Here is a 10,852-nt window from a genome sequence, read left to right as displayed (position 1 = left end):
CCCCTCCCCCCCCCCCCCCGGGGGATGCTGACAGAACAAGAAACCCCCCCCCCCCCCTCTTCCCCTGGACCCGGTAAGCGGCGCGGGCCAGGGGGGGGGGGGGGGGGGTGCCCCCCACGTCGTTACCCCGCCACCCACCCCGGGAGGGAAAAGGCAGGAGCCCTGCCGTTCTGCTCGCGCAGAAGGGGACAGGGCTCCTTGGGTACTGCTCTTTCCAACCGCGATATAGGTTGGCCCAGGCGATTAGGCCGGGGTGACGTTCTCCGCCTGCGGGCCCTTCGGACCCTGCGTGACGTCGAAGTTCACCGTCTGGTTCTCCTCGAGGGAGCGGAAGCCAGAGGCGTTGATCGCGGAGTAGTGGACGAAGACATCCGGGCCGCCGCCGTCCTGGGCGATGAAGCCGAAGCCCTTTTCAGCGTTGAACCACTTCACGGTTCCGGTAGCCATGAGCCCTCCTATGGGCCAAAGGGTCGCCCTGCTCCAGAACCTGCTAAGAAGTCTGAAAACTACAAAAGCCTGCGGGTCACATTCTCCGCAGGCCTCGTACTGCAAGGGAAACCAAACTGCAACTTGCGACGAGCCTAGCACGCAGACCGCGGCGGAGACCAGAGGGAAAGATCACGTCACTCGGACGTTTGAGACCCGCCCCGAGGCTGACGTGACCCCGGGGGCTAGTCTCGCGATGTGGACGTCTACCGCAGCCGGCCCCGCGTCGGCCACATCCAGTTCCTGAACTGCCTGCCCCTCTACTGGGGCCTGGCCAGAACCGGCACGCTGCTGGACCTGGAACTGACCAAGGACACCCCCGAGAAGCTGAGCGAGCGCCTCGTCGCGGGCGAGCTCGACATCGCCCCGATCACCCTCGTGGAGTTCCTGCGCAACGCGGACCGGCTCGTGGCCTTCCCCGACCTCGCGGTCGGCTGCGACGGCCCGGTGATGTCCTGCGTGATCGTTTCGCAGGTCCCGCTGGAGCGGCTCGACGGGGCCCGCGTGGCCCTCGGCTCGACCTCCCGCACCTCCGTGCGCCTCGCCCAGCTGCTGCTTTCCGAGCAGTACGGCGTCCGGCCCGACTACTACACCTGCCCGCCCGACCTGGGCGTGATGATGCAGGAGGCCGAGGCCGCCGTGCTGATCGGCGACGCCGCCCTGCGCGCCTCGCTCCACGACGCCCCCCGGCTCGGCCTGAAGGTGTACGACCTGGGGCAGATGTGGAAGGAGTGGACCGGGCTGCCGTTCGTCTTCGCCGTCTGGGCCGCCCGCAAGGACTACCTCGCCCGTGAGCCCGCCGTCGTGCGGCAGGTCCACGAGGCCTTCCTCGCCTCGCGCGACGTGTCCCTGGAGGAGGTCGCCAAGGTCGCCGAGCAGGCGGCCCGCTGGGAGGCATTCGACGCGGAGTTGCTGGAGCGGTACTTCACCACGCTGGACTTCCGCTTCGGGCCGGATCAGATCGCCGGCGTACGGGAATTCGCCCGCCGTACCGGGCCGACGACGGGCTATCCCGCGGAAGTGGCCCTGGAGCTCCTCACGGCGGCGGCCCCCGCCGACCGCTGACCGCGCACGAATGACCGCACGAATGACCGTGCGACGCCGGATATGCCGTTTCCGGTGAATTCGACTCCCCTTTCCCTTCCCGTCACCCGCGGGGAAAGGAAAGGAGCCCCGCCCCGTCCGCCCACCCCCTAATCTGCTGCCTGGCGTCGGGCCGCTCGTCCGGGCGATGACGAGGGGCCCGGGCTTGGCGGGGGATGGGGGGACACGATGCAGCCGCTGGAAGCCGGTGAGCCGCGGACCATCGGCGCGTACCGACTGCTGGGCCGGCTCGGTGCCGGCGGCATGGGCCGGGTCTACCTGGGACGCAGCGCGGGCGGCCGGACCGTGGCCGTCAAGATCGTGCACCCGCACTTCGCGGCCGACGAGGAGTTCCGGGCCCGGTTCCGCCGCGAGGTCGAGGCCGCCCGGCGGGTGGGCGGGGAGTGGACCGCGCCCGTGCTCGACGCCGACTGGGACGCCCCCGTCCCGTGGGTGGCGACCGGCTATGTGGCGGGCCCGTCCCTGGACCGGGCGCTGGCCGCGCACGGCCCCCTGCCCCCCGCCACGGTGCGGGCCGTCGGCGCCGGTCTGGCCCGCGCGCTGGTCGCCGTACACGCGCTGGGCCTCGTCCACCGGGACGTGAAGCCGTCCAACGTGATGCTGACCCTGGACGGCCCCCGGCTGATCGACTTCGGGATCGCCCGGGCCGCGTGGGGGTCCTCCCGGACGGAGTCCGGCGCCGCCGCCCCGCTCACCTCCACCGGGGTCTCCATCGGCTCGCCGGGCTACATGTCGCCCGAGCAGATCCTCGGCAAGGGCGTCGCCGGGGCCTCCGACGTGTTCTCGCTCGGCGCGGTCCTGGTCTTCGCGGTGACCGGCCGGCCGCCCTTCACCGGGGACAACCCGGCGACCCTCCTGTACAAGGTCGTCCACGAGCCGCCCGAGCTCGACGCGGTGCCGGCCGGACGGCTGCGGGAGCTCATCGGGGCCTGCCTGGCCAAGTCGGCCGAGGACTGGCCCGCGCCGGAGGCGGTGGCGGCGGAGCTGGGCGGGGCCCCGCTCACCCCCGGCTGGCTGCCCGCGCCCCTGGTCGAGGAGGCGAGCCGGGCCGCGGTCGCCCTGCTCGACCTGGACGCCGACCCGGGCGCGGCCGGCGCGGTGGTCCCCGACGCCCCCTCGGGCCCGATCCCGTTCACGGCCCCTTCGGCCCCTTCGGCCCCTTCGGCCCCTTCGTACGGCGGGCCGCCCGGCGCCGGCTTCGGCGCCCCCGACCCCTCGTACGGACGGCAGGCGCAGCCGGCCCCGTACGGTCCCTACGGACCGCCCGCCGCGGTCGGCGGCGGGAGCGTGCCCGCACCACCGGGCACCGCCCCCGGCGGACGGCAGGTCACCGTCGGCGCGGCCGGGCGCCGCTTCAGCTGCACGCTCGTGCTCGCCGCGGCGGCCGTGCTGGCCGCCGTGTCCGGCGGGCTGTACGGGGCGGGGCTGCTGCCGGGTTCGGGAGAGGAGGGCCGGGACAGCGCGGCGGGCGAGGGCCCGCGCACCTCCGCGTCGGCGTCGCCCCCGGCCGCGGGGACCGGCCCGACCGCCGGGAGCACGTCCCCCGGCGCCCGGCAGGACGTACCCGAGGCACTGATCGGCACCTGGAAGGGCACCGTCACCACCGCCCGGCTGGGCGTCGCCACCGAGTTCGAGATCACCATCAAGGCCGGGAAGGTCGGCGAGGCCGTCGGCCGGGACAGGTCGGTCCTCGCCGTCCTCGGCACCGACTGCAGCGGCGACTGGAAGCTGGCCTCGGCGACCGACCGCTCGCTGGTCCTGGACACCTCGGGCGGCCCCAACCCCGCTCCCGGTATCTGCTCCAACGGCTCGGCCGACGAGCGGTTCAGCCTGCGCGACAACGGGACCCTGCACTACCGGTCGGGGGACGCCGCGGCCGGAAAGCCGGAAGGGGACCTCACCCGCAGCCCGTGACGGGCGCCCGGAGGCCCTGGCGTAGGCTGGATCGGTCCGGACCTTGACACACCGCCGAAAGGTGACGCACCGGTGACCGACCAGGCCGCTCTCCAGTCTGTCCTCGACCGCGCCGCCGCAGGGGGCCGGATCACCAGGGACGAGGCGCTCGACCTCTACCGGCACGCGCCGCTGCACGCGCTCGGCCAGGCCGCCGACGCGGTGCGCCGCCGCCGCTACGCGGGCACCGAGCACATCGCCACGTACATCATCGAACGGAACATCAACTACACGAACGTGTGCGTCACGGCGTGCAAGTTCTGTGCCTTCTACGCGGCCCCCAAGGACGCGAAGAAGGGCTGGTCGCGCGACCTCGACGACATCCTGCGCCGCTGCGCGGAGACCGTGGAGCTCGGCGGCACGCAGATCATGTTCCAGGGCGGGCACCACCCGGACTACGGCGTCGAGTACTACGAGGAGCACTTCTCCGCCATCAAGAAGGCCTTCCCGCAGCTGGTCATCCACTCCCTCGGCGCGTCCGAGGTCGAGCACATGGCCCGCATCTCGGGCGTTACCGCGGAGGAGGCCATCCGGCGCATCCACGCGGCCGGCCTCGACTCCTTCGCGGGCGCCGGCGCCGAACTGCTGCCGGAGCGCCCGCGCAAGGCGATCGCCCCGCTCAAGGAGTCCGGCGAGCGCTGGCTGGAGATCATGGAGATCGCCCACAAGCTGGGCGTGGAGTCCACCTCCACCATGCTGATGGGCACCGGCGAGACCAACGCCGAGCGCATCGAGCACATCGCGATGATCCGTGACACGCAGGACCGTACGGGCGGCTTCCGCGCCTTCATCCCGTACACCTACCAGCCCGAGAACAACCACCTCAAGGGCCGCACCCAGGCGACGATCTTCGAGTACCTGCGCATGATCGCCATCGCGCGCCTGTTCCTCGACAACATCGCCCACATCCAGGGTTCCTGGCTCACCGTTGGCAAGGAGGCGGGCCAGCTCTCGCTGCACTACGGCGCGGACGACCTCGGCTCGATCATGCTGGAGGAGAACGTCGTCTCCTCGGCCGGTGCCAGGCACCGCTCCAACCGCCAGGAGATCATCGACCTGATCCGCAAGGCGGGCCGCACCCCGGCGCAGCGCGCGACGACGTACGAGCACCTCCTGGTGCACGACGACCCGGCGAACGACCCCGTCGACGACCGCGTCGTCTCGCACATCTCCTCCACCGCCATCGAGGGCGGCACCGCGCACCCCGAGCTGAAGCTCATCCCGACGAACTGATGCTGACGCTCCACACCGCCGACCTCCTCCTCCCCGGGGCGGGGGCGGCCCCGGCCGGGGAAGGGTCCGCGCCGCTGCCCGGCGGCGCGGTCCTGGTCGAGGGCGAACGGATCGCGGCCGTGGGGGCGTACGAGGACCTCGCCGCGGCCCACCCGCACGCGCGGACCAGGCGGTGGCCGGGGATGCTGACCCCGGGGCTGCTGGTGCGCGGTGCGGACACGCTCCTGGAGCGGACCTATTACCCGCACGATCCGTACGAGACCGCCGAGCTCGGCACCGAGCCGATCAGCGGGGCGCAGGCGCTGGAGCGGCTGGAGTTGACCGAGGCGCGGTGGGGCCACAGTGCCCGGCGCGGCACCCAGAAGCTCCTGGCGTGCGGGGCGGTGGCGGTCGCCGGCCGCTTCGCGATCCCGGCGGTGCGCACGGCGGTGGTCCGCTCGGGGCTCGCGGTCCTGCCGCCCGCCCCGTACGACGGCGCGCCCCGTATCGACCCCTTCGCGGGCCTCGCCGGGGAGGGCCGTGCGGGCCGGGCCGCGGCCGGGGACGCCTTCCACGGGGCCCTGGAGCGGGGCGCACCGGCCCGGTTCGCGGTGTTCGCGGTCGCCGGACCGCAGGAGCTGGTGGAGCGGGGCGCCACGACGTGCGTGGCCACGGTCATCGGGGGCCGGCTGCTGCACCGCCGTCGCTGAGTGGCGGGCGCTGCCGGGCGAGCGCGGCGAGCAGGCAGACCTGGAGGCGGCTGATCCCGCCGAGCTTCGTCCGTATGTTGCCCACGTGGAACTTGACGGTGCTGACGGACAGGTGCAGTTCGGCGGCGAGCTCCGCGTTGGAGGCGCCGGTGGCCAGGCACAGGAACACCGCCGACTCCTGCTCCGTCAGCTGCGCCGGGCCGCGGACGTCCCCGGGAGGGGCGTCGTACGGGGGGAACCACGCGGGGACGCTGAAGCTGACGACGCGCACGGTTTCCACTCCTCGGCCGCGGCCGGTCCATCCGGTGCCGGCTCTCCCCTTAAGGGACGGGCGGACCGGACAGGTAGGTTCCGTCCACGTCGTACGGCCAGGCATTGGACTTGCAGCCGAGCAGGCCCTTGATCTGCTGCATCATCGCGGGAGCGGGCTGGCCGGGGCCCGGGCAGGTCTCGTGGTCGCGGCCGAGCTCGTGCCCGACCTCGTGGTTGACGATGAGTGCCCGGTACTCCTCCACCGAGCCGCTGAACTGCGGTGATCCCTCCTGCCAGCGTTTGAGGTTCACCACCACGGTGTGCCCGGCCCGGCAGTTGGTCTCGCCGACCAGCTCGGGGGTGACCACCTCGCACAGCCGGTCGGTGGTCGTGGGCGTCGCGATCTTGACGGTGAAGTCCACCGGCTGCCCGGGGCCGGCGAGCTGGAAGGCGTAGGCCGGGTTCCTGATCCAGCCGCGCGGGTCCGCCAGGATCGCCTCGACGGAGCGGGCGGCGGAGTCCGGGTCGACCCCGCTGCCCTCCTCGACCTCGATCCGCCAGCGGCGCACGGTCCCCTTGCCGCGGGCGGAACCGGAGGCCGCGGAGGCGGTGAAGGCCCCCGTGCCGGCGGCCGGGACGGTGGGGGAGGCGGAGGCGGCCGGGGTGGGCGTGGGCGAGCCGGCGGGCTTGGCCGGGGGGCTGGCGGCGGCGGAGGGGGAGGCGGAGCGGACGCCGCCCTGGGCGGCCGGGCCCGCCCCCTCGGCGGCCGCACCGCCCTGGTCGCTGCGGGCCGCGGCGGGCCGTCCGTCCGCCGTGGCCGCGTCCTCGCCGGGCGACATCGCGTACGCGGTCGCCGAGACGGCTACGAGGGCCGCCGAGCCGAGGACGAGCGTACGGCGCAGCCGCTTGCGCCGCTCCGCCCGGCGCGCGGCGCGCGGGCCGAGGCGGGAGCGACCGGTGGAATGGCCTGCCGGCATCGTGAAGCCCTTTGCTCGTGGCGGCCGCCACGGATCCGGCCGCTGGTGAAGGCCCATGATCCATTGGGTGACCGTCACCGGGCCGCACCGGCCCCCAGTCAACGCCCCCCGGGCCCCGCGCGGAACTGTCCTTCGGGCCAGTTGTGCGCCCTGCGCCGTCCGGGACCGGTCCGTCCGGGGCCGGTCCTTCGGTGCCCGTCCGGCCTGAGAGGATGGGGCGGTACCCGCCGATCCGCAGCGCACACCGAGGGGCGAACACCAGTGACAAGGGCTTCCCTGGACAAGCAGCCGCACGAAGTCGCCTCGATGTTCGACGGCGTGGCGGCGAACTACGACCTCACCAACGACGTGCTCTCCCTCGGCCAGGCGCGGCTGTGGCGCAAGGAGGTCGCCAAGGCCGTCGGCGCCCGCCCCGGGCACCTCGTCCTCGACCTGGCCGCCGGCACCGCGACCTCCTCGCTGCCGTTCGCCGCGACCGGTGCCTACGTCGTGCCCTGCGACTTCTCGCTGGGGATGCTGCGGGAGGGCAAGAAGAAGCACCCGTGGCTCCCGCTCACGGCCGGCGACGCGACGAAGCTCCCCTTCAAGGACGGCGTCTTCGACACCGTGACGATCAGCTTCGGCCTGCGCAACGTCCAGAACACCGACGGTGCGCTGCGCGAGCTGTACCGGGTGACCAAGCCCGGCGGCCAGGTCGTCATCTGCGAGTTCTCACAGCCGACCTGGGCCCCCTTCCGCACGGTCTACACCGAGTACCTGATGCGGGCCCTGCCACCGGTAGCGCGGGCGGTCTCCTCCAACCCGGACGCGTACGTGTACCTCGCGGAGTCGATCCGCGACTGGCCCGACCAGCCCGCGCTCGCCACCCTGCTGCAGAAGGCGGGCTGGTCCAAGGTCGCCTGGCGCAACCTCAGCGGCGGCATCGTGGCGCTGCACCGGGGCACCAGGGCCTAGGGACCGGTGGACTACCAGGCACTGCTGGAGCGGGTGGCGGCCGACATCGCCCCGCTGGTGGGCAGCGGCACCCCCGCCGAGTACATCCCGGCGCTGGCCGCCGTGGACCCGGGGCAGTTCGGCATGGCGCTCGCCGACGTCGAGGGCAACGTCTTCGGCGTCGGGGACTGGCAGGTCCCCTTCTCCGCGCAGTCCGTCACCAAGGTCTTCGCCCTCGCGCTGGCGCTGGCGGAAGGCGGCGACGGGCTGTGGGAGCGGGTCGGCCGGGAGCCGTCCGGCAACCCGTTCAACTCGCTCGTGCAGCTGGAGTACGAGAACGGCATCCCGCGCAACCCCTTCATCAACGCGGGCGCGCTGGTGGTCACCGACCGGCTGCAGACCCTGACGGGTGACGCGAGCAGCGAACTCCTCGACTTCCTTCGGGTGGAGAGCGCGAACCCCTCCCTCGCCTTCGACGCGGAGGTGGCCGCCTCCGAGCAGGAGCACGGCGACCGCAACGCGGCCGTCGCCCACTTCATGGCCTCCTACGGCAACATCGACAACCCCGTACCGGCCCTGCTGGACCACTACTTCTGGCAGTGCTCGATCGAGATGAGCTGCGCCGACCTGGCCCGGGCCGGCCTCTTCCTGGCCCGGCACGGGCTGCGCGCGGACGGCTCGCGGCTGCTGACCCGCAGCGAGGCCAAGCAGGTCAACGCGGTGATGCTGACCTGCGGGACGTACGACGCGGCGGGCGAGTTCGCCTACCGGGTCGGGCTGCCGGGCAAGAGCGGGGTCGGCGGGGGGATCGTGGCCGTCGTCCCCGGCCAGTGCGTCCTGGCCGTCTGGAGCCCCGGGCTGGACCCCCACGGCAACTCGGTCGCGGGTGTCGCGGCCCTGGACCGCTTCACGACCCTGACGGGCCTGTCCGTCTTCTGACGCGCCGCGGACCCGGCCCGCCCCGGGGGCCGGGGCGGGCGGGGCCCGGCGGATCAGCTCCGGTCGAGCGCCAGCTCGTAGCGGCGGCCGTACCGCGTGCCCCCCGGCAGCGGGAAGCGGTCCGCCAGGGTCATCCCCAGCCGCTCCGCCACGGCCACGGACCGCGCGTTGGCGTCGTCGATCATCGCCACCACGTGCGGGACACCCGCTGCCCGCACCCGCTCCAAGGTGGCCAGCGCGGCCGCGTAGGCGTACCCGCGGCCCCACGCGGAGCGCCCCAGCCGCCACCCGATCTCGATCTCCCCCACCGGCCCCCACGCCTTCTCCCGCGGCCACGGCTGCGCCCCGGTGAAGCCGAGCACCGAGCCGTCCTCGCCCAGCAGCGTCCACAGGCAGTAGCCGAGCTGCGCGTCGTGCATCCGCTGGCGGGCGGTGATCTCCACGTACGAGGAGAGCTCCGCCGGTCCGCCGAGGAACTCCATGACGTCCGGGTCGTCGAACACCGCGTGCCAGGCGTGGGCGTCCTCATGGGTGGGCACGCGCAGCTGTACGGCGGGGAGCGGCCGGGTCGGCGAGGTGGTCACAGGAGGCAGCCCTTCGGTTCGTGATCTCTCTCGCTGCATAGACTGCACGTGTCCGGTGCCGCCTGGCACCCTTTATCGAGCCTTCGGGAGACCCCGCAGTGACCGAGCCCCTCTCCGAACACTCCGCGGACGTGATCGTCGTCGGGGCCGGGCCCGCCGGCTCCACCACCGCGTACTACCTCGCCAAGGCCGGACTGGACGTCCTGCTGCTGGAGAAGACCGCGTTCCCGCGCGAGAAGGTCTGCGGCGACGGGCTGACCCCGCGCGCCACCAAGCAGCTGGTCGCGATGGGCATCGACGTCTCCGAAGAGGCCGGCTGGCTGCGCAACAAGGGCCTGCGCATCATCGGCGGCGGGCAGCGGCTCCAGCTGGACTGGCCGGAACTCGCCTCCTACCCGGACTACGGACTGGTCCGCAAGCGCGACGACTTCGACGAGACCCTGGCCCGCCAGGCGCAGAAGGCCGGCGCCCGCCTCCACGAGCGCTGCACCGTCGGCGAGCCCGTCCGCGACCCGCGCACCGGGCACATCACCGGCGTCCAGGCGAAGCTCGGCGAGGAGAAGACCCCGGTCACCTTCCACGCCCCGCTGGTCGTCGCCGCCGACGGCAACTCCTCGCGGCTCTCCCTGGCGATGGGCCTGCACCGGCGCGAGGACCGTCCCATGGGCGTGGCCGTGCGCACCTACTTCACCTCGCCCCGGCACGACGACGACTACCTGGAGTCGTGGCTGGAGCTGTGGGACCGGCGCGGCCCGCAGGACCGGCTGCTGCCGGGCTACGGCTGGATCTTCGGCATGGGCGACGGCACGTCCAACGTCGGCCTCGGCATCCTCAACTCCTCCTCCGCCTTCAAGGAGCTGGACTGGCGGGAGGTCCTCAAGGCATGGTGCGCGTCCATGCCGGAGGACTGGGGTTACACCCCGGAGAACATGACCCAGCCGATCCGCGGCGCGGCCCTGCCGATGGCCTTCAACCGGCAGCCGCACTACACCAAGGGCCTGCTGCTGGTCGGTGACGCGGGCGGCCTGGTCAACCCGTTCAACGGCGAGGGCATCGCCTACGCCATGGAGTCGGGGCAGATCGCGGCCGACGTCATCGTGCAGGCACACGCCCGGGCCACCCCGGCCCAGCGCGAACTGGCGCTGCACAACTACCCGAAGGTGCTGAAGGAGACGTACGGGGGCTACTACACGCTGGGCCGTGCCTTCGTGAAGCTCATCGGCAACCCGAAGGTCATGAAGATCGCCACGCAGCGCGGCCTGACGCACCCGGTGCTGATGCGGTTCACGCTGAAGATGCTGGCCAACCTCACCGACCCGACGGGCGGCGACGCGATGGACCGCATCATCAACGGTCTGTCGAAGGTGGCCCCGAAGGCCTGAGGCCGTCGGGCGGCGGGCCGGGCGGGCCGGGCGGGGTCGGGCCGCCGCGGTCCGCTCCTGCGTGTACGCCGCGCACGCAGCGGACCAGGAGGACCAGCCCGCACACCAGCAGCACGCCCGAGGCGCTCCAGCCGAGGGCGAGGGTGAGCGGGTGCCAGGGGCGGTGCCAGGGGCGGGTGGTGGTCAGCGCCCAGCCGCCGACGGCCAGGAGGCCGAGCCCGAGCGCGGCCCGGACGGCGGTGGGATCGCCGGCGCCGCGGTTCTGTTCCGGCTTCACGTTCACGCCGCCATCTTCGCAGGACCCGGTCGCGGGCAGGACG

The 10,852-nt window shown here is 73.2% G+C and carries 12 protein-coding genes; 7 read left to right on the top strand and 5 right to left on the bottom strand.

From position 1 onward, the window contains the following. Positions 1-243: 243 nt before the first annotated feature. Positions 244-447: a cold-shock protein gene (locus tag AC07FY_RS13585; RefSeq protein ID WP_030012116.1), complete on the bottom strand. Its 204-nt coding sequence runs from the start codon at positions 445-447 to the stop codon at positions 244-246. A gap of 237 nt (positions 448-684) precedes the next feature. Here AC07FY_RS13585 and AC07FY_RS13580 point away from each other — a divergent pair, with 237 nt between their 5' ends. The 4 genes from AC07FY_RS13580 (at position 685) to AC07FY_RS13565 (ending at position 5,465) form a co-directional block, all read left to right on the top strand. Next, the gene (locus AC07FY_RS13580) at positions 685-1,551 is read left to right on the top strand and encodes a menaquinone biosynthetic enzyme MqnA/MqnD family protein (RefSeq protein ID WP_479004907.1); all 867 of its coding nucleotides are present in this window, start codon (positions 685-687) and stop codon (positions 1,549-1,551) included. Between the two features lie 207 nt (positions 1,552-1,758). After that, positions 1,759-3,504 (top strand): serine/threonine-protein kinase, encoded by a 1,746-nt coding sequence (locus AC07FY_RS13575; protein ID WP_479004905.1) that lies wholly within the window; start codon positions 1,759-1,761, stop codon positions 3,502-3,504. A gap of 72 nt (positions 3,505-3,576) precedes the next feature. Continuing rightward, the gene (mqnC, locus tag AC07FY_RS13570; RefSeq protein ID WP_479004902.1) at positions 3,577-4,776 is read left to right on the top strand and encodes a cyclic dehypoxanthinyl futalosine synthase; all 1,200 of its coding nucleotides are present in this window, start codon (positions 3,577-3,579) and stop codon (positions 4,774-4,776) included. Continuing rightward, positions 4,776-5,465: an imidazolonepropionase-like domain-containing protein gene (locus AC07FY_RS13565; RefSeq protein ID WP_479004899.1), complete on the top strand. Its 690-nt coding sequence runs from the start codon at positions 4,776-4,778 to the stop codon at positions 5,463-5,465. Before mqnC ends, AC07FY_RS13565 begins: the two co-directional genes overlap by 1 nt. Here AC07FY_RS13565 and AC07FY_RS13560 read toward each other — a convergent pair. After that, positions 5,431-5,736 (bottom strand): helix-turn-helix domain-containing protein, encoded by a 306-nt coding sequence (locus AC07FY_RS13560; RefSeq protein WP_479004897.1) that lies wholly within the window; start codon positions 5,734-5,736, stop codon positions 5,431-5,433. The genes AC07FY_RS13565 and AC07FY_RS13560 overlap by 35 nt on opposite strands. A 49-nt stretch (positions 5,737-5,785) precedes the next feature. Then, entirely contained in the window at positions 5,786-6,694 is a 909-nt protein-coding gene (locus AC07FY_RS13555) for a DUF3152 domain-containing protein (protein WP_479004894.1), read from the bottom strand. 261 nt (positions 6,695-6,955) lie between these two features. Here AC07FY_RS13555 and AC07FY_RS13550 point away from each other — a divergent pair, with 261 nt between their 5' ends. Together AC07FY_RS13550 and AC07FY_RS13545 are read left to right on the top strand one after the other, a co-directional pair. Further along, a complete protein-coding gene (locus AC07FY_RS13550; protein ID WP_479004891.1) occupies positions 6,956-7,648 on the top strand; it encodes a demethylmenaquinone methyltransferase in 693 nt (230 codons plus the stop codon). 6 nt (positions 7,649-7,654) lie between these two features. Then, complete coding sequence (locus AC07FY_RS13545; protein ID WP_479004888.1) at positions 7,655-8,566, top strand: glutaminase; 912 nt, start codon at positions 7,655-7,657, stop codon at positions 8,564-8,566. A 53-nt stretch (positions 8,567-8,619) separates the two neighbouring features. On the opposite strand, the gene AC07FY_RS13540 is transcribed toward AC07FY_RS13545, so the two are convergent. Beyond that, positions 8,620-9,150, bottom strand: a complete 531-nt coding sequence (locus tag AC07FY_RS13540) for a GNAT family N-acetyltransferase (protein WP_479004885.1) — start codon at positions 9,148-9,150, stop codon at positions 8,620-8,622. 98 nt (positions 9,151-9,248) lie between these two features. On the opposite strand from AC07FY_RS13540, the gene AC07FY_RS13535 reads away from it, so the two are divergent. Continuing rightward, complete coding sequence (locus AC07FY_RS13535) at positions 9,249-10,532, top strand: geranylgeranyl reductase family protein (protein WP_479004882.1); 1,284 nt, start codon at positions 9,249-9,251, stop codon at positions 10,530-10,532. Here the strand turns inward: AC07FY_RS13535 and AC07FY_RS13530 are convergent. After that, entirely contained in the window at positions 10,498-10,815 is a 318-nt protein-coding gene (locus AC07FY_RS13530) for a hypothetical protein (RefSeq protein WP_479004879.1), read from the bottom strand. The two genes, AC07FY_RS13535 and AC07FY_RS13530, sit on opposite strands and share 35 nt — an antisense overlap. Positions 10,816-10,852 lie beyond the last annotated feature (37 nt).

The sequence above is a fragment of the Streptomyces sp. NPDC045967 genome, from assembly GCF_056430495.1.
The sequence above is the reverse complement of the archived record's forward strand: the minus strand, read 5'-3'. Positions and strand labels throughout refer to the sequence as shown.

Bases quoted from the DNA above. Each gene is read 5' to 3' on its own strand.
- AC07FY_RS13585 (WP_030012116.1), bottom strand. From the start codon at position 447: ATGGCTACCGGAACCGTGAAGTGGTTCAACGCTGAAAAGGGCTTCGGC.
- AC07FY_RS13575 (WP_479004905.1), top strand. From the start codon at position 1,759: ATGCAGCCGCTGGAAGCCGGTGAGCCGCGGACCATCGGCGCGTACCGA.
- AC07FY_RS13565 (WP_479004899.1), top strand. From the start codon at position 4,776: ATGCTGACGCTCCACACCGCCGACCTCCTCCTCCCCGGGGCGGGGGCG.
- AC07FY_RS13555 (WP_479004894.1), bottom strand. From the start codon at position 6,694: ATGCCGGCAGGCCATTCCACCGGTCGCTCCCGCCTCGGCCCGCGCGCC.